The organism is Candidatus Harpocratesius sp., assembly GCF_054039255.1.
In genome coordinates, this window is record NZ_JBPLBG010000027.1 from 1 (window position 1) to 19155 (window position 19155).

Annotated in this window: 14 protein-coding genes; 6 read left to right on the forward strand and 8 right to left on the reverse strand. The window is 32.9% G+C overall.

All coding sequences use genetic code 11. The features are described from left to right. On the forward strand, positions 1–1220 hold a 1220-nt coding region (locus ACXLDF_RS04970; protein ID WP_457557392.1), incomplete at its 5' end, for a hypothetical protein. Positions 1221–1281: 61 nt separating this feature from the next. After that, a complete protein-coding gene (locus tag ACXLDF_RS04975) occupies positions 1282–1995 on the forward strand; it encodes a V4R domain-containing protein (RefSeq protein ID WP_457557393.1) in 714 nt (237 codons plus the stop codon). Positions 1996–2133: 138 nt separating this feature from the next. Here the strand turns inward: ACXLDF_RS04975 and ACXLDF_RS04980 are convergent, their stop codons facing one another. Further along, complete coding sequence (locus ACXLDF_RS04980) at positions 2134–4629, reverse strand: M1 family metallopeptidase (RefSeq protein ID WP_457557394.1); 2496 nt, start codon at positions 4627–4629, stop codon at positions 2134–2136. A gap of 385 nt (positions 4630–5014) precedes the next feature. Here ACXLDF_RS04980 and ACXLDF_RS04985 point away from each other — a divergent pair, with 385 nt between their 5' ends. Further along, positions 5015–5242 (forward strand): hypothetical protein, encoded by a 228-nt coding sequence (locus tag ACXLDF_RS04985; RefSeq protein WP_457557395.1) that lies wholly within the window; start codon positions 5015–5017, stop codon positions 5240–5242. Between the two features lie 124 nt (positions 5243–5366). Here the strand turns inward: ACXLDF_RS04985 and ACXLDF_RS04990 are convergent, their stop codons facing one another. Next, positions 5367–8387, reverse strand: coding sequence for a cation-translocating P-type ATPase (locus tag ACXLDF_RS04990; RefSeq protein WP_457557396.1), 3021 nt, complete (start codon positions 8385–8387; stop codon positions 5367–5369). Positions 8388–8502: 115 nt separating this feature from the next. Between ACXLDF_RS04990 and ACXLDF_RS04995 the strand changes: the two genes are divergently transcribed. Then, positions 8503–8958 carry a hypothetical protein gene (locus ACXLDF_RS04995; protein WP_457557397.1) on the forward strand — a complete coding sequence of 152 codons (456 nt, stop codon included), beginning with the start codon at positions 8503–8505 and terminating at the stop codon, positions 8956–8958. Between the two features lie 327 nt (positions 8959–9285). Here ACXLDF_RS04995 and kamE read toward each other — a convergent pair whose 3' ends face one another. From kamE to kdd, 6 genes are all read right to left on the reverse strand, one after another. Continuing rightward, on the reverse strand, positions 9286–10077 hold the full coding sequence (gene kamE, locus ACXLDF_RS05000; protein ID WP_457557398.1) for a lysine 5,6-aminomutase subunit beta: 792 nt from the start codon (positions 10075–10077) through the stop codon (positions 9286–9288). 1 nt (position 10078) lies between these two features. Next, on the reverse strand, positions 10079–11665 hold the full coding sequence (gene kamD, locus ACXLDF_RS05005; RefSeq protein WP_457557399.1) for a lysine 5,6-aminomutase subunit alpha: 1587 nt from the start codon (positions 11663–11665) through the stop codon (positions 10079–10081). A gap of 90 nt (positions 11666–11755) precedes the next feature. Then, positions 11756–13354: a lysine 5,6-aminomutase reactivase ATPase KamC gene (kamC, locus tag ACXLDF_RS05010; protein ID WP_457557400.1), complete on the reverse strand. Its 1599-nt coding sequence runs from the start codon at positions 13352–13354 to the stop codon at positions 11756–11758. A gap of 18 nt (positions 13355–13372) precedes the next feature. Further along, positions 13373–14416 (reverse strand): lysine 5,6-aminomutase reactivase subunit KamB, encoded by a 1044-nt coding sequence (gene kamB / locus ACXLDF_RS05015; RefSeq protein ID WP_457557401.1) that lies wholly within the window; start codon positions 14414–14416, stop codon positions 13373–13375. Positions 14417–14451: 35 nt separating this feature from the next. Beyond that, positions 14452–15732 carry a lysine 2,3-aminomutase gene (gene kamA, locus ACXLDF_RS05020; protein WP_457557402.1) on the reverse strand — a complete coding sequence of 427 codons (1281 nt, stop codon included), beginning with the start codon at positions 15730–15732 and terminating at the stop codon, positions 14452–14454. Positions 15733–15839: 107 nt separating this feature from the next. After that, positions 15840–16883, reverse strand: a complete 1044-nt coding sequence (gene kdd, locus ACXLDF_RS05025) for an L-erythro-3,5-diaminohexanoate dehydrogenase (RefSeq protein ID WP_457557403.1) — start codon at positions 16881–16883, stop codon at positions 15840–15842. A 224-nt stretch (positions 16884–17107) separates the two neighbouring features. On the opposite strand from kdd, the gene ACXLDF_RS05030 reads away from it, so the two are divergent. Both ACXLDF_RS05030 and ACXLDF_RS05035 read left to right on the forward strand, forming a co-directional pair. Continuing rightward, positions 17108–18616: a zinc-binding metallopeptidase family protein gene (locus ACXLDF_RS05030; RefSeq protein WP_457557404.1), complete on the forward strand. Its 1509-nt coding sequence runs from the start codon at positions 17108–17110 to the stop codon at positions 18614–18616. A gap of 7 nt (positions 18617–18623) precedes the next feature. Next, entirely contained in the window at positions 18624–19094 is a 471-nt protein-coding gene (locus tag ACXLDF_RS05035) for an Lrp/AsnC family transcriptional regulator (RefSeq protein ID WP_457557405.1), read from the forward strand. Positions 19095–19155 lie beyond the last annotated feature (61 nt).

Genomic DNA, 19155 nt, shown 5'->3' on the forward strand with positions numbered 1-19155 from the left:
TTAAATTTGAGTTTTTGGAAAATATCGATAAAATCACAGAATTTGGAATTTGGGATTGTCATTTTATTGACCCAATCATCGATTTTTCATCATTCAAAAAATGTAGTGTAATAGGAATAAGCAGGTCAGATCTCCAGGAAATTATAAAATTACCCACCAATATCGAAAAATTATATATATCCGACTGCAAACAATTAAAAAAGATTGATTTAGATACTGAAAGCTATAAAAATTTGAAAAAAATAGATTTTACCAATTTTGTTTTAGAGGATTGGGAATTTGAATATGATGAGCGAATATCAACTGTACTTAGATTCGAGCGGACGAATATAAACACCAAATTAATAAAAAGCATGGATAAATTTGCCATGGTCTCTTTTAAGGAATGCCATTTTATTGACGATTGCATTGATTTTTCGCTGCTTTTAAATTGTAAGAAATTATACTTAAGTAATTGTGATCTGCATTCTGTCTCAAAATGGCCTCCTAAAGTTCAAATTTTACATCCATCTGAATGTAAAAATCTCAGAAATATTCCTCTGGAGGCCGATCAATACAAATATTTAAAGGAAATCATCTTTATGCACATTTTTCTGGATGATTGGAATATCGATTTTTCAAAATCATACTACTTAAAGAAAATTTGTGTTTACGAATATTTAGCTGATGAAGATACTGATTATGTTAATTGGAGTCGAGAACGCTTTAAGAACCCACTCCCTCTTGCACCACCTTCTGATAATCTGCCTCGAATTAAGGAGATTCCTAAAAATTGGGCACTGTGTGTCTCTTTGGAAGAGTTTAATATATCCAGCACCCGTGAACTTAAAGAAATACCCATCGAATTCACATACATTCCATGGTTAAGAATGGAAGTTGTCAATTGCCCGTATATTCCTTCATTCTCCTATTTACCCGTTCAATTTTGGAATATAGTTGATAGCGGTGGTGGTGAGAATTTCATGAGAATATATTATAAAAGACCCCATCCGCGACTGTATGAATACCCCGAATTGCTTAATGAGAAAGGTCAATTTTGTGAAGAAACATATGGGCCGAATAATCCTAAATGGACTCGGGAAAAGACACAATTTTTGAGATACATGAAAATGGTGGCCGAACAAGTCGATGATCCTGAGCTAAAAGAGTTTCTTTTGCATAGAGTTAATTATTACTGGCCTTCTGTTCGGTTGAATGATTCATTTAAGTTGTTATTGTAATGAAATTGATACCATTGATAAAAGGAGAACTTTTTTACGTTAAAAATTCCAAATCATTCGTATGTTTAAATACAACAAAGAGAAACATCACGTAAAATTATTTTGTCCTCAATGTAATTCACATATCGAGTTTCTAATTCCTGATTCAATATTTAGTGAACCTCATGATCATTATCCTTTTACTTTTCGTTATATTCATGGTAATCCTGCTCATTCTGTTACACTTTATTTTGATAAAGAATTAAATATCAGAGGAAAAGAATTTGGGGATTCACTTCAACTTTCAAATGAAATAATCGAAAATATGTTTCGAGAGCGTAGGCTAACTCAAAATGATGATTCGTCGAAAATTATTAAGACATTATTCAATACCTTTACCACAATAATCGATGCACGTGTTCCCAAGGCAGAAGAGATACATTATATTGTTGGACAACAATTAGGAGATAAATTTGAAGGATTATTTTTTTCAGAAGAAGAGGAAGAAGCCCTATTGGAGGAAATAACTCGTTTTTGGAAAAGAAATGGATTCGGTATTATTGACGAATTGAGATTCGAACCAGATAGAACAATTTTTAATGTTTATGAGTGTTTTGAATGTTCTCATTTACCAAATTTAGGACGAACAGTCTGTAAATTAGATGAAGGCTTTTTTACTATATTATTTAAAAAAAAGTTTGGAAAAAAATATGAGATTAAAGAATTAGAATGTTTTGCGATGGGTAATGATCATTGTCAATTTCAAATAAAGGAAGTTGGTCGAAAAGTTATTTAGATAACTAGACATATTCGCACAAATTCCTATAAAGATTCAAACAAAAATAAGAGAAAGAATCAAACATATTCGCACAAAATAAATACTTGAATTAGTCAAATAATAATAAAAAAAATAAAAATAGTGAGATTGGTTGAACTATTTGTGTTTGTTATAAAAGGTAGAATATAATTCAGCAATTTCAGCCGCCATTTCTGCAACGCCCCTAGCTGGAGGAACCATTTTTCCAATTTGGTCAAGGAAAGAAAGAACATCTTCTTTATCAGTTAACGCACCTACTGGAGGAATCATGGCGAGAGTGTTTCCTAAAACAGATTTAGGTAATTCTTTCATTAATTGCTGAAAATTGGAATGATAATATTTCCAAATCCAGTCTTTCGCTATGGGATTTCGTGCGATCATTATAAGAATTTGAGCCCGATTCAATTTTGGAATTTTAGTAAGATTAAGATCTAATGCTTTTTTGAGCAATTTTGGATCATTAAAACTGCCAAATGCTGCCAACCAATATTGTTTCACTGCTTCAGGGACATTATGATCGGTTACTTGACTTTCCATATAGTCCCAGGCATCTGGAAATTGTTCAGCACCTAAACGAACGATACTTTGGAAAATATCAGGTGAGATAGTTTCTCCTGCAAGTACAGTTTGGAAATATTCTGATGCAAATTTCTTTATTTTTTCAGACCCAAAATGACCACCCATCCATAGTAAATCATTCCTAGTTTGGGAAATCATAGCAATTTCTTCACTTTTAGGAAGATAACCTATTAATTCTAATCCATTTTCTGCTATAAGTCGGCCAGTTTCTTTTATTTTTTCTACAAATCCAGGTGCTAATAACTCAAGTCTAATTAGGTTGGATGCTATATTTGACAACCCTAATGCGCTGGATTCTTCACTATAATAATCGCGTAAAAAGGCAAGGTAATCCTCAATTGAATAATCTCCCCTCTGCATGAAATTGAAATAATCATTTTGAAGTCCAAAGCGATCGTATACATTCAATTGCATAGATTTGGCAAATTCACCCAATTTACGAAAATGTTCCACTGAATATTTTACGCGATAAAATCCTGTTTGATCTGCATTAAGTTTGAACGTAACTATATCTGAGGGTAAATCAAACTGAAAAGTTCGCGAATTCATAACAAATTTCAAAATTTCATCCGTTCCATTCTCTTTAAATACTCTAATTTTTAGTGGGATAAACCATATGGTTTGACTTTCCATGGGGAGCATGGTAAAGCGATGTTGTTCAAGAATAATGGTATTTTTTTCTTGAGATACTGTGATAAATGGATAACCTTCTTGTTTCACCCAAGAATCTGCAAATTCTGTTATAGGTTCATTTGTAGCTTCTTCAAATGCAGCCCAACAATCATCACTGGTGGCAGAATTAAAGGCAAATTTCTGCAGAAAATGACGAATTCCTTGGAAGAATTTCTCTTCACCAATATATCCTTCTAATATGCGCATTATAAGGGCTCCTTTGGCATAAATGATAGGAGCACTTGATGCATCTATGTTAATCTCTTGATCTCCAGGTAATTCAATTGGAACTGTTGATTTTAAGGAGTCTCTTGCAAATCCACCTAAACCTCGACCACCAATTAAAGATTCCCACGATTTCCATTCAGGAAAATAATAATCGGGTATAGCAGAGGTGAAATATGTTGCAAAAGATTCATTCAACCAGATATATTTCCATCGGGCTGGAGAAACTAAATCTCCAAACCACATATGAGTGATTTCATGAGCTACAACTGCTGCAATTGCAACCATTTGAGGTTTAGATGTTTTATTAGGGTAAGCAAGCAATAAATTTTCCCGAAAAGTGATAGCGCCATAATTCTCCATAGCTCCAGCAGCAAAATCTTCTACTACAATGAAATCACATTTTGAGATTGGATAGGGTGCTTGGAAGAATTTCTCTCCGTAATCAAATGATTTTCGTGCAATATCTAAAGCGAATTTTCCATATTTTGCCTTTCCTGGGGGAGCTACTATACGCAATTTTGGTGACTTACTCGAATCTTCTAAGAATTCAAATTCACCCACACCGAAATAAAGCAAATATGTACTCATAATGGGAGTACGCTCAAACTTAACCAGTTTTTTGCCTTCATGAAGTAATTTTTCTTCTAAAATATCAGTATTGGCTACTGCTTTAAGATTTTCTGGAATAAGGAATTCGAGATCGAAGGTTGCTTTTAAAGCAGGTTCATCAAAGCAGGGAAAAGCAGCACGCGCGTCTCTTTCCTCAAATTGAGTAGTTGCCATATAGGTAACTTTACCATCATAAGTTAGCCTGCTACGGTAAAATCCGTAAAGCATATCATTAAGAGTTCCATCAAATTCGATCTCCATTGTATATAATCCTTGCACAAGATTATCAGCCTTAATAACCAATTCTTCTTTTTCTGCTTGCAGTTCAAACGAACAACCAATTTTTTCGGAATTAGAAGAATAATTCAACATTACATTTAAGATCTTCAACTCTTTAGCATTTAGGCGGATTTCTGTTGTTGATTCAGATAACGAAAAATCAATACGGGTTAATCCATGAAATGTAAATTGTTTCAGATCAGGTTCTAAATGAACCCAATAATGGGTGGGTTTAATCTGACTCATAGTTTTCATCTCAAAAGAAATAACTGAAGTAATTGGATAAGCATCTGTTAATATTAAAATCTTCTCTACTGTTTATTCTTTCAATTAAGAATTACTGGAATTAATTCTAAAAGCACATACTTATGTCGAGTTTTGTCAATCAACAAGAGGATGTAAGAAATGTTTAAATGAAGTAAAATTCTAAGAGTATAGTAGTATATATTATTATTAGATTATATTGTGCGAATAAATTTACAAGCTAATGTTATTTAATGAACCCCTAATAGGGAAATTTAAGTAAAAAATGGAACAAACAAAACTTACCAACTGCGAATTTTAAAATATATTTTGAAAAAATGAAGGAATATTCAAAATTTTGCTGTTTTGGAGAGTGAAATGAAAATTGATGCCCTATGGAAATGATCATACAAAATTATCTGGAATAATAAGAGACATTCAAAAACATCGTGCTGTGGTAGAATTTCCCCAATTTAATAAAAAAATAATTATCCCTTTCCAATGTATTCACTCTCAAATTAACAAGGCACTTAACCAAGAAAGGGAATTGGAGATAGATACATGGTACTTGAAAAAAACAAGAGTAATTCCCCTTTTTGATCCCCACTCTTTTTAATCTTTTTATTTTACAGCGATGTATCCCAATATGGTTAAGAGATGAGCATCAATAAGATGATCATTTTTACGACATTTGATTTAAGAAAGCTGCAAATTAATTTTGACTTTTTTGATCATATATATTAAAAATATACTTCACGGCGACGATAGAACCATTTAACACCTTCAAAGGGAAGAATGCAAATGCCAAAGGCAATCCCTATCGAAACAAGCCAATCAATAAGGTTCATTGGAACAAAATTTAAAGAAATACCTTTTTTAAGCATCCAAATCTGAAATCCAGGAAAATATAAAGTAAATAAAAACAAAGCAAATAAAAAACAAAGAACTGAAATCACAACAGGATTAATATCTTCTCTCAAACTACGAAACAATGATTTATTTGGACGACGAATTTGGAGTGCTAACGAGGTTTCACAAATAAAAAGCGTTGACATCAACATGGTTAAAGTTTTAGCGTTAGTAAAATCCACATTTTTCCAAAGAACATAAGTTTCATGGGTAAATAAATAATGAATATTCCCTTTTCCAAAAAAATTATTTTGAGCGTTAGAATAAACACCTGTATAAACTAAGAAATATATACTTAACATAGAAATACTTAATAAAATCCCATAAACAAGAAGAAGTAAAAGAACATGTCGGGAAAGAATTTCTTGGGAATCTCGCGGTTTTTCACGCATAATATCAGATGAAATTCGATCAAATGTTAACATTAACCCAGGAAACATATGAACTGTGAGAGAAAGAAACACCCATTGGAAATAGAATTCTTCGTTTAAAAAATAAGGTAGATTGAGAATAACTGCCAATATAAATTGAACGATTCCTTCAAATAAATTAATACAAATGAAGAAGAACACCAAAGATCGAATATTTGAAAAAATCCCTCTACCTAGTTTAATACCTTCAACTAATGTAACGAAATTGTCATCAGAAAGAATCATATCGGCAGCTTCTTTCGCAATATCTGTTCCTTGAACACCCATAGCAATACCAACATCAGCATCATGTAAAGCCAAAGCATCATTAACACCATCACCTGTCATTGCCACAATTTTATCATGTTTATGATATGCTTCAACAATTTCTTGTTTATTCAAAGGAGAAACACGTGCAAAAACCTTAATTTGAGAGATATTTGGTATTTTATTAGTATCAGAAAAAATTGATTCAAGACCTCCTAAATGTACATTATTAGTAGATAAAGCAGACATTCCAATTTGAGCAGCAATAGCCTTTGCTGTTGGCAAACTATCACCAGTTATCATGACAACATCAACACCAGCATTATAGCAAGATTGAACTGCCTCCTTTATTCCATCACGTGGAGAATCCATAATTGCAACAAATCCAATAAAAATTAAATTTGACTCAATATCTTCTCTAATTTTAGGTGAATCCAAATCATCAGATGGAAGATTGTTAAACCTTTTATAGGCAAAACTTAGTAATCTATAACCTTGACTTTCAAATATATTTATACGATTCATAATAACCAATCGTAATTCATCAATAAATGGAATTGCACTATTATTTTCGGCTAATAATCGATCACAGAGTGATAAAACGACTTCACTGGCACCCTTCGTAAAGCTGATAAAGGAATTATCAGAAGTTTGTAAAATTTTTGTCATTCGCTTTAGTTGAGAAGAAAATCCAAACTCATGCACTACAGAAACTGGTGAATTCGAAAAATCATTAATAACTGCAGGATCACCTACCTTCTTCACCAATGTGGCTAAAGCTCCTTCAGTTGGAGTGCCTATTATCGTCCATCTAGATGAGGTCTTTTTTCCAATTTCAATATTCTGAATTTGAAGGGATGCATTATTATTCCACAAGCAATTTGCGAGCAATAATTGTAAATGTGGATAATCTTGAATATTTTCGATCTTTTCGGGTCTTTTCGGATTATCGGTAAGATAAAAATCTCCTTTAGGATTATATCCACTACCAGTTACCATAAAGTGCGATCCTCGAGCCCAAATATGTTGCACACACATTTCTCCTTTCGTTAAAGTCCCAGTTTTATCGCTACAAACGACACTAACTCTACCTAAACTTTCAACAGATGTTAGATTTCTGACAATTACGCCTTGATTAGCCATTGCAAGAGTTCCAGAAAGCATTACAATAGTAGTGAGAAGGGGAATATTGATAGGCATTATATCCATTGCAGAGTTTAAGCTTTTGATAATTTCCACCCTTCCAGTCGTAAATTTGATGATTATCAACACAATTGCCCAAAACGCCATAACTCCAATACCGAACCATTTACCAATATGGTTCAATTTTACTTGTATTGGTATTTCTTGGAAACCTTGCTCTTCTAACTTATGGGAAATTTTCCCTAATTCTGTATGAATACCTGTTGCATAAACAACTGCACGACAATTCCCAGATGTAATGTAAGTTCCAAAGAAAAGAATATTAGATTGTGCTTGTAAAGGTAAAGAACTTTTAACTATTTGAGAATCTTTTGGAGAATTATTAGAAAAAGGACGAGGTTTATATAAATTAAGTAGAGCTTTACCGTGATTTTTCGCCACAATTTCGCTTTCGCCTGTTAATGAAGCTTCATTAACTTGCAAATTGCTTGATTCTAAAATACGACAATCAGCTGGAATTCTGGCACCTGTATCCAAAATTAGAATATCTCCTCGAACAACATCAGTTGTGGGAATATCCATTTTCTGTCCTTCACGTATTACTACACAAGTTGGAGCGGATAAGGCGCGTAAAGCATTTAATTTCTTAACAGATCTGGCTTGTTGAACAACAGCAACAATAGAATTTAATCCAACAATAGCCAAAGTTGTGTAAATCATTGTCATATTTCCTTCACCAGAAACAATTCCGAAAAGAAACATGATAATAGCCGCAATAAGATAAATAATTATGAGCCAATTGAATAAAGGCGCCAAATAGACTCTTAAAAAATGAGGTTTGGGATGAGGAAGTTCATTTTTTCCTTCTTTAATGAGTCGTTCTTCGACTTTTTTGACTGTTAATCCTAATTCAGCATTTGTGTGCAAAAAAGACACTAATTCTTCCTTTTTCATAGCCCAAACAGGTTTAGAATATGAATAATAAAAAGGGGATGTTGTTTTAGTAGAAAATTGAGAAATATTTCGACTCATTTGAATCATCGGTACGATAATTATGGAAATTATATTTTTTTTCCTTTGATCTGATTGTTACTCAGAACCGTAAGAATTAATTTTTATGGTAGGTTAATGCTTCTGGTAGAGTATTATGAGCATCGATTTTCGTTATTTAATTCCAGAACCGATTTTTAATGAATTAATTGATCTTGCAAAGCAAGGTCACGCTGAAAATAATAAAATTGTAGCAGGTTGGATATTTGCTGACAGAAAAGAGAACTTTGGAATCGTAAAAGGTTATGAAATTACAAAAGATCCCGCAAAAGCTCACGAAAAACCAAAATCATGGATGCGGATGAAGAAACGCAAACTCTTCCAAATGCGAAAGTATAAAGAAGAAGATGGGATTGATATCGTATGGCAATTTCATACTCACCCTGATGGAAAAGAGGATTTGCATGATATGGACCTGCAAATTTTAAATTACCTCTCAACTGGAGTTATGATTATTATTACTCCAGATAATGTATTAGGCTGGTATTTTGATAAGCGAGAAACAAAAAAGCCGATTATTGATAAGATGGTCTTTGAAATTATAAATGAATAAATTTTTTAATTTATATATTACTTAACTTTTTTAATTAACCAAAATATCATATAAGACGAAATTATATTCCAATTCTCCATTTTCAAATAAAGAATTCTCAGATAGAGAGTATTTTTTTATATTACTTATAATTTATAATGTTACAACACTAATAATTAATTAATTTCTCTTGGATTAATTTGAATTTTTTATATAGATTAGTTTTAAAAAAAAACACATTCTCACTTTTTTCACCCTTTCTGGCAGAAAAGGAGCCAAAAAGATTGGAATAATATGGAGAATGTCAAACATTGCTAAGAGAATTTCTTTCTATAGTGTTATTTATCTTTACAATTTTCCTAAACGTCTGGTAATCTCTTTTGCAAAAAATGTAGCAACATCGTCTGCATATTTTCCTGGTCCAAATCCAGCGTCAAAACCTAATTCTTTTGCCAAATCATTTGTAATACGGGGGCCACCCACAATCAACACCACTTTTTTACGAAACCCTTCAGCTTCAACCAATTCAACTAATTCGGTTAAATTTTTGATATGAATATTTTTTTGAGTTACAGTTTGCGAAACCATCATTACATCAGCATTTAATTCGATAGCAGTTTTTACAAATTTCTCATTGGAGACTTGAGAACCTAAATTATAGGCTTCTATCATTTTATAACGTTCCAAACCGTAATGACCCATATATCCTTTCATATTCATAATTGCATCAATTCCGACGGTATGTGCATCAGTTCCGGTAGTGGCTCCAACAACGATAATTTTTCGACCAATATTGTTTTGTATAAATGCATCTGTTTCTTCCATAGTCAAGGTTTCAATTTCTAATTCTTCCACTTGAATTGCCGTATAATCGATTGTCGGAGTTGCAGTGGCATAGACAACGAAGAAAGTATACTCTTTATCAAGTGCCTCATGATGAACAACTTGAATATCCCGCATATTCAATTTTTCAACGTACTGACGAGCAGTTTCCACAGCACGATCTCCATCTTTAATGGGTAATGTAAAGCTTAGTTGAATTTTACCATCATTCATGGTATCTCCGTAAGGTTTAATCTTCGTTTCATCACGCGTTGTATCAAAATTTTTCTTATGAGAAGAATAAAGTCCGCCGCCCATTTTACTCAATTCCTCCAATGTTCAATTCTTTTCGCATCAAATCGATAAATGGATTGAAATACTGGTGATCTTTAACGACAACACCATTTAGACCCCTTCCACCATCAATAGGGCGTTTGATTCCAGCAAAAATCCCTTCAGATAATGCTTGAAACAATCCTTTTTTCTCTATTTCCATTAATAAATCATGAGCATGTTGTAGGACATTTTGAGCGCGTTGTTCAATGATTCCATTAGGTTTGAATGAAATTTCATCTCCTAAATCCTTCATATTATTAAAAATATACTTAGCATTTTCAATAGATAAGAAACGATCTTGCATAAATGGTGTATGAATTGCTTCGGTTAACATTCCGAGAAGACAAATTCTCTGATTGGTCATAATGGTAACTGCATTAAATAGCGCATCTTGAACATGTCCCCGAAAAATATTACCAGTCATAAACTTAGTAGGAGGCATGTATTTTAGTGGTGCTTGTGGAAAGATTTCGCGAGCCATCTGAGCTTGGGCTAATTCATATAAGAATCCATTCTCAATTTCAGGGTTCATCTCAAATGCATGACCCAAACCCATCTGTTCTGGAGGTAATCCAGCCAATAAAGCAAACTGCTCATTAATAAATTGAGAAGCCAAAACAGTATGTGCTTCTTCGTAAGCATCTGATGTGGTCAAATAATTATCTTCACCCGTATTAATGACTACTCCCGCGTAAGAATTAATCATCCGAGAGAAATATTGATCAATCATGGTTCGTTTCATATTGATATCTCGGAATAGTATTCCATAAAGCGCATCATTAAGCATAAAATCTAAACGTTCAAAAGCGCCCATTGCGGCAATTTCAGGCATGCAGAGTCCAGAACAATAATTGCATAGACGGATATATCGCCCTAACTCTTCTCCTGTTTTATCTAGGGCTTCTCGCATAATTCGGAAATTTTCTTGTGTTGCATAAGTTCCTCCAAATCCTTCAGTAGTGGCACCATATGGAACATAATCAAGTAAGCTTTGTCCTGTGGTTCGAATAACGGCGATGACATCAGCTCCTTGTTTGGCAGCAGCAACAGCTTGCACAACATCCTCAAAAATATTACCCGTAGCAACGATCACATAGATATATGGTCCTGTTTTATCTCCGTATTTATTCAAAAGTTGATCCCGCTTTTCATGATTTTTTGCGATTCTATTTAAGCTTTCTTGGGCAATTTCTTGAATAACAAGTCTTATTTCGAAGAAATCATGTAATGGGATACTGGTTAGATCGATTTCGTTTCGAGCCACACGTTCAGCAATTTCTTGGGGTGTTAATTTAGTTTCTATCATTGCATTCCCAATGTATGTTGCAGCACCTAGTTTAAGTCCATTACCCTGCTTAATGTTCTCCACTACAACATTTGGAAGTGGAACATCGAAATCATTTACCCCATCAATCCCGAGCAATCTGCAAACAGTTCGTTCGACACTGTCGGTTGTATGACGTTTGATAAATGTTTGCATTTGATTGGCAATCTTTCTGGCAGAATTCCGTGCTTCTTCAACCACATGCCAATCTAAATGAAGTTTACTTCTATTTGTTGGATCTTGCATTTCATTTCACATTTCTTTGATTTTCTTTGATTTTCTCTATTTTTCTCTGATTGTTTGATAATTATTTTTTATTTACTTCTCTCGAATTAATTAATATTCGTTCTTCATTAATTGTTTTGCAAATCGAATAATTTCAGGATTTAAGCCCAAAATTCGGGCAATGTTTATAGCATCCATCGGTATTTTACTCCTTCCCATAATGCGTTCTATACGGTAATCCATATGGTCTTGGATAAGAGCTACTGATCTTAAAGCGTTTCCCTTAATTTTTAATAATTCTTGGGATAATTCTTCAAGGTTAGCATTACGCAATCCAATTACTTGAAAATAAGCAATATTTTCATTTAATTCAATATCAAAATCATAATGAGTGGTAAGGATTGAAATCCATGGAACATTTTGAAGATAATGGGTTACAGATTTAAAAATAATTCTACCTTCAGACGGATTAGTCCCTCTTGCGAATTCATCCATAAATAGAAAACCAGGTGTTTTTTCATGTGTGGAAAGGAAAGAATTAAATTTTACAATTTCAGCTCCAAAAGAGGAGAGCCCTTGTTGAATATCTTGAGCATCACTAAATATCGTTCCAAAAAAACTACCAATTGGGATTTCAGCAGATTCTGCAAACACAAATAATCCACAATGGGCTAAAATAAGATTTAATAGTGTAGTATAGAGTAGGACTGTTTTTCCGCCCATATTTGCTCCAGTAATTAAGTTTACTCCTTGAGAAAAATGAACTGAAATAGGTGTAAATTCTTTGCTTCGTTGTGAAAGGAGCATTTCAATATATGGGTTTCTCATCTGAGTGAATGAGAGAGAATGCTTTTCATGAATATTAGGGCGAATTCCTTTAAATTGCTCAGCTAATTTTGACTTAGAGCGAAGCCAATCTAAATATTCTATTGAATTAACAAGAAGCCAAATTTTCTCAAGGAATGTTTGAATTTTTTCTGTTAATTTTTTTCTAATAAGCTTTTTCTCTAATTGTTCTTGCTGGATTATTGAAGATCGTTGTAATTTCAAGTCGTTCAACTTATTCTCCAGCATTCTTTTTTCATCTATAGATCTTGTTGTAAGAGAATGATAAGAAATTTGTGAATCTTTAACCGATTCTGGGTTTGTGATAAAGACATTTAAGGTCCGAGTAATTTTATATATTTCTTCTTCAATTTTTTTACGATTTTCTTGAAAGGATTGAAGAGATTCAGAATATTCAGGATAATAATAAAAAGTTGGCATCCTGTTATATTGTGGATCTAGAATATCAAGGATTTTATTCAAATCAGGAAAAATAATACTTTCAATTGTTATGTTTAAATGAGAATATAATTTTTGTATTTGTGAGGATATTAAAAGAGTATATTTCAACTCATAAAAATCAACTTCATCAAGACTTCTATTTTGAGTTAATTTATGTAAGATTGGTCTTATATCTTTTAGTTTCGTAAGTTCATAGCCAATTTCGATGTGTATTTTTGGATATTGCTTTCTATTTTCAATCATCAAGGCTAAATTATCTAATTCCTTATTTAAAAAAACTAGATCAGAACGACAGAATAATCCTAAATTGGATTTTTTAGTTCTCCCATAGGGTGTTTCAGGATTAAGTAGATCAATAACATATTTCCATCCTATCAAGACTTTTTCTTCTGATGTAAGAGGAATTTGTGTTAAGTTTTGCATCTTTTTTACACCTTTTATTTAATCTCCATTAAGAACATCAATTATAGGAATTTTTATGTGTCGACGGAGTTCTTGTTGAAGTAGAGTACTTTCAAAGTGATAACCTAAGGGGGAATATGGATTTACAGTAATACAGATTAATTTGATTGGTTTCAGAACTTGTAAAGTCCAGCTAGTTTTTTTCAATAGATTAAAATGTTCTCGATCTAAAAAGATTTTGGTGCTATCTGGAACTAAAATTATGATTTTTTTTTGTGGAGAAAGGATTAAGAACAATTTTTCAAGTAAAATATTTGAAAACACACCTTTAATAACAATATAATGGGAGTTGGAAGGAATTTTTTGTAAAATGGATGAATGTAAATCCAAAGAAGTCGATACTGAAAAAGAAATTACTTCTTTTTCATAAGTAATTATACCAAATTTTTGAATTTGTGAAATTAATGTGAGAATGGCTTCATCTTTAAAATATGGAGTTGTTAAGATTTCATATGCAAATTCTGTTTCATTAACAATATCATTAAAATTAGGAGAAAGTGAAGCACCTGTTGCCAAAATTGTGGCATTAGTTATTGTTGGTGAAGCAAAGCTTTTCCGATTTATTGCGCCATCCACAAGAATAATTTCCGCACCATAAAATCGAAATAATTCAAAAACATTTTCCAACTCATGACTTGAAGATGGTCCTGTTAATTCAACATATCCAGCACTTAAGGACCTAATAATAACAATTTTACCTAAAGGAGTATAAATATCTGTCGTTGCAAGAATTTCTGGAGAAATATCCATATTTTCTAAAGATTTTCTGGCAATAGCAAGTATTGTCCCTTCTGGTACGAAAATTTGTGGTTTGGGATTATTGAAGATTTCATCATATTTTTCTCCATCCCTTCCGATAGAAGTCAACGCAAATTGTTGGGTAGATCTAAGTAATTCAATAATATAGTTCAGAGTGGTTGTTTTACCGACATTTTTTCCCAATCCGATAATTGAAATTGTTTTATATTTCAAAATTTGGTTAAGAATATCTGAATTTTGATTGAATGGAAAGTTTGACGGCACTTTTTAACCAACTCTAATAATTCAAAAAAAAGGGATTATTTTGGTGATTTTTTTCTGGCTTCATTCCGCAAGTGTCGTTCTAAAACAGCAGGTTCAATGGTGATATTTTTACCGTTCTCACTTATGTTCTTAATGAGTTTAATAACACCAGTTAATTGCCCTTCTTCATCTTCGTATTCATCATGAATGATTCCAGGCGTATAATTTTCAGGCTCATCATAACGACAAATGACTCCTTCATAATTTCGTAGAATTACCTTGTGATCATTTTGTGATATAACATAATTCGGCTGAACTGGAATTTTTCCGCCACCACCAGGTGCATCAACAATAAATGTAGGAACACAGAATCCACTGGTATGACCACGTAATCCCTCAATTATTTCAATTCCTTTAGAAATTGTAGTTCGAAAATCAACCAAACCCATAGATAAATCACACTGATACAAATAATAAGGTCTTACACGAATTTTAACAAGTTCATGAACTAATTTTCGCATGGTAAAAAGACTATCATTTACACCTTTTAATAAAACGGATTGATTCCCTAATGGAACTCCAGCATTTGCTAATCTTTCACATGCGCGTTTTGAATCTTCAGTAATTTCATGTGGATGATTAAAATGAGTGTTTAACCAAATAGGATGATATTTTTGTATCATGGAAACCAATTCAGGAGTAATTCGCTGTGGCATGACTACTGGTGTTCGTGATCCAATACGGATAATTTCAACATGTTCAATTGCTCTCAACTGAGAAATAATATATTCTAATCGTTTATCAGATACAAGTAACGCATCTCCACCAGAAAGAAGAACATCACGTATTTGTGGGGTATTTCGGATATATTCAATGGCTTTATCAATTTGATCTGTGGAAGGTTGTTTGTCGTGAAAACCTGCAAATCGACGTCTAGTACAATGACGACAGTACATACTACACATATCTGTAATCAAAAATAGGACACGATCGGGATATCGATGTGTTAATCCTGGTACAGGAGAATCTTCATCTTCATGTAACGGATCCACAATATCATTTTTACATTGTATTAATTCACCAGCAGTTGGAACTGCTTGACGGCGAATTGGATCATGTGGATCATTTGGATCGATTAGGCTAAGATAATATGGTGTAATCGCCATACGAAATTTTGCCACGCATTGGCGAGCACTGGCTTCTTCCTCTTCAGTTAGAGGTAGATATTTCTTTAATTCATCGACGGTTTCAATTCGATTACCAACTTGCCACCGCCAATCGTTCCAATCAGAATCAGGAACGTCTCCAAATAATTCTTTTCGTCTGTTTACCCGCATGAAAAACACCCATGAAATAAGAAATTAAAAATATAATATAAAAAAAGATTTTTAGAAAGTCTATAAAAACCATATCTATTTTGGCACAAAATTGTTTCTTCTATAACTTATACGTATTTATCTTCGAATAATTTTCGCAATGTAGAACTTTCACGCAAGAGTTCTAAAGTTATTTCTGCATGATCTTTGGTATATCCATTCCCAATAATCATGGATACATCTTTGCCAACTCCTTCTGCACCTAAAGCGGCTTTTGTAAAGCTGGTGGCCATTGAAAAGAAATAAACAATCCCTCCATCTTTGCATGGTAAAATGCATGACATTTCGGCATCAGGAACATTTAAACAATTGATCACAAGATCAACTTCTTCTCCTCCAGTAGCTTCCATCGTTTTCTCATAGATTTCAGCAGGATTTTGCGCATTTGCAATTACAGCTTTATGGCAAAAACCAAATTTCATTAAATATTCAGCACGACTCTCATTACGTGCATTTCCAAGAATAAGCCCAGTTGGTCCAACACGCTTTCGCGCTTCATAAGCACATAACATTCCAGATTTACCTGTAGCACCAAGGATCAAGACTTTTTGTCCTGGTTTTACCAACTTAGCTGTTTGTGCAGGAGCACCGGCTACATCAAGTGCAGCTAAAGCGACAGCTTCACTAAAATCATCAGGAATTTTGGCATAAATTCCACTTTCAAACAAGATTGCCTTTCCTTTGATATCTACTCTATCAATGTTCATATTGATCTTTAAGATCTCATCAATTCGTAATGGAGTTAATGAAAGTGAAACCAATGTAGCAATCTTATCACCAACATTCAAATTAATTTTACCTTGTAATTTTGAACCAATTCGTTCTACGGTACCCAACAGCATTCCACCAGAACCAGTGACTGGATTACGATGTTTTCCTTGTGTTGCCACGATCTCCATTATTCGAGCTTTCATTTTTTCTTCGTCTGCATTACAAGATTCTTTAATTTGATGAAAGGAAGCTGAATCAATATTCAATGATTGGACATCAATCAAAATTTCATTGTCGTAAAAAATATCCATGTTATTATCGAGTTTATCGCAATTTTGAGGTAGACTACCCACTGGGGAAATAACCCGATGGGTTCCAAATTTGTTTCCTGGTTTTTCCATTTTTATACACCTAAGTTTTGTAAGGTAAATCAGAAGCACCAATATTAGGTTAAAAGAGATGTTCAGAACTTTACTTATATAAGTTCAAGTTTATTAACGAAACTAACTTAAAAAGTATCCATTTCTCCACCTATAATTTCATGCAAATATCTATAAAAAGTATTAGTGAAAATTTCGAATAAGAGAAAGCTAATTAAATAGTTTTTACTTTAAATTAATTATAAATGAAATATAAAGATCTGACACCTTCAAGTATTTGGGCAATATTTGAAGAAATTTATGGAAAATCTTCAAATAATCTGCCCGTAATTCCCATTCATCAGCGTATAAAACGATGGATTGTCAAAAAAAACCAAAAATATCATCTTAATTTACTAATTTCTGAGGACTCATTAGGAAATATTTTTATCACTAAACCAGCAACTCCAGGCTTTGAGCGATATCCTCCTATTTTGCTTCAAGCTCATTATGATTTAGCGACCACACCATCAAATTCTACTCAAGAAATGCTGACTTCAACAATTCACTTAGATCCACCGGGGACATGGTTTGAAATTATCGGGACACCACTTCTTGATGATTCTGTGGTTGGGGTAGGTCTGATTTTGACAGTTCTGACAGATAAATCAGGTAATTTACAACATGGACCAATTGAAGCATTATTCACTGTAAAAAAAAATGGTCAATTTATTGGAGCATTAAATCTTGATCCAACATTTTTTAATATTCAAAGCCATTTTCTATTAAATTTTGATGCAGTAGATATCGCCTCAATTATTAATGGAGCAGCGGGTTGTTCTGAATTTGTATTCTGGAAATCAATCAAGCTCTCATCATCTGATTCATTTGGGTCATTAAATTTCTACCATATTCGGGTTTCAGGGCTACAAGGAGGAGAACTTGGTTCAGAAATCCATTTTTTCAGGGCAAACGCGCTAAAAATTATTGCACGCTGCTTGATTAGTATTAATTCAGAATATTCTGTCTATATTGGAAATTGGAAAGGGGGAGAATTATATCGATTTATTCCACAATCAAGTGATGTTTGGTTTGCCCTTTCAAGTACAGATGCAGCGAGTGCAATAGAAATTCTTCATGATGAAATTCGTCGAATAATAAGAAAATTTAAGCGATTTAGTGAATATGGTCAAAGTTTGGAACCAGATCTTCAAATTATTGTTGAAGAAAGCAAACCATTTCTCATTTTAGATGCCACTCAATCCGCTGAAATATTGAGTTTAGCTGCATGGATACCTCAAGGATTGATACAAAAAACAGCTGTAGAAAACGAAGCGGGTAAAATATCAAATAATTTCGCTAGAATTCGCTTTTTAGATAATAAGATAGAATTATCATGCAAATCTCGAGGGGATAACCAATCAGAATTGCAAGCTTTTAATCGTACATTATCTTGTGCTCAATATTTTGGATGGAATGTGATAAATGATTATAATTTTCCAGTATGGGAACCCACTACTCCTGGAACATTCTTGCATTTAGTAAAACACATTTATGAAGACCGGCTTAATCATCCTGTTCGTGTTAACCGAAGTTATTGGGTCTTAGAACCAGGTGTGATTGCTCTAAAATTCCCACATATGCAAGCATTATCTATTGGTCCTACAGAAATTGGAGTATATCCCTCAAATTATAAAGTTCAAGTTCATGATGTTCAAATTTTATATGATGTCATGAAATCCTTATTATTTACATTGAAAGATCTGGCTGAGTGAAAGTATTATGAATGAACGGAGAAGTTTTCTTGATGATATTGATAAAATATTATTAAAAGAATTACAAAAAAATTGTCAAATCCCACGAAGTAAATTGGCAGAAATTGTAAAAGTTTCTTTATCTACAATTAATTATCGCATTAAACGGCTTGAGCAAGAAGGAATTATCCAAGGATATCACGCACACATTAATCTTACAGGTGTTCAAGAAGAATTTAATATTTGTCTTTTATTAAAAGCAAAAATTCATCCAAATTATATTGTTGAAGTTTCTTCCTTGCTTGAATCAATTCAGGAAGTTTGGGCAGTTTATGCAACATTGGGTTCCAAAAATTTTGTTATTTTCGCTCACACACCCAATCAACACACATTTATGAATAAAGTTTATCAGGAATTACTAAATTCGCATCTGATTGAAGATATTGATATGTTAGTAATCAACAATATTCTTAAGGAGGATTGTCTTCGTCGCTTATAATAATAAGATTGTAATGAAATATATGGTTAAAATAAAAAATATGAAAAAACGCTTAAAATCT

Excerpts from the sequence above, each read along its gene's own strand:
- ACXLDF_RS04975 (WP_457557393.1), top strand. The coding sequence starts at position 1,282 with ATGTTTAAATACAACAAAGAGAAACATCACGTAAAATTATTTTGTCCT.
- ACXLDF_RS04980 (WP_457557394.1), bottom strand. The coding sequence starts at position 4,629 with ATGAGTCAGATTAAACCCACCCATTATTGGGTTCATTTAGAACCTGAT.
- ACXLDF_RS04985 (WP_457557395.1), top strand. The coding sequence starts at position 5,015 with ATGCCCTATGGAAATGATCATACAAAATTATCTGGAATAATAAGAGAC.
- ACXLDF_RS04990 (WP_457557396.1), bottom strand. The coding sequence starts at position 8,387 with ATGAGTCGAAATATTTCTCAATTTTCTACTAAAACAACATCCCCTTTT.
- ACXLDF_RS04995 (WP_457557397.1), top strand. The coding sequence starts at position 8,503 with ATGAGCATCGATTTTCGTTATTTAATTCCAGAACCGATTTTTAATGAA.
- kamE (WP_457557398.1), bottom strand. The coding sequence starts at position 10,077 with ATGGGCGGCGGACTTTATTCTTCTCATAAGAAAAATTTTGATACAACG.
- kamD (WP_457557399.1), bottom strand. The coding sequence starts at position 11,665 with ATGCAAGATCCAACAAATAGAAGTAAACTTCATTTAGATTGGCATGTG.
- kamC (WP_457557400.1), bottom strand. The coding sequence starts at position 13,354 with ATGCAAAACTTAACACAAATTCCTCTTACATCAGAAGAAAAAGTCTTG.
- kamA (WP_457557402.1), bottom strand. The coding sequence starts at position 15,732 with ATGCGGGTAAACAGACGAAAAGAATTATTTGGAGACGTTCCTGATTCT.
- kdd (WP_457557403.1), bottom strand. The coding sequence starts at position 16,883 with ATGGAAAAACCAGGAAACAAATTTGGAACCCATCGGGTTATTTCCCCA.
- ACXLDF_RS05030 (WP_457557404.1), top strand. The coding sequence starts at position 17,108 with ATGAAATATAAAGATCTGACACCTTCAAGTATTTGGGCAATATTTGAA.
- ACXLDF_RS05035 (WP_457557405.1), top strand. The coding sequence starts at position 18,624 with ATGAATGAACGGAGAAGTTTTCTTGATGATATTGATAAAATATTATTA.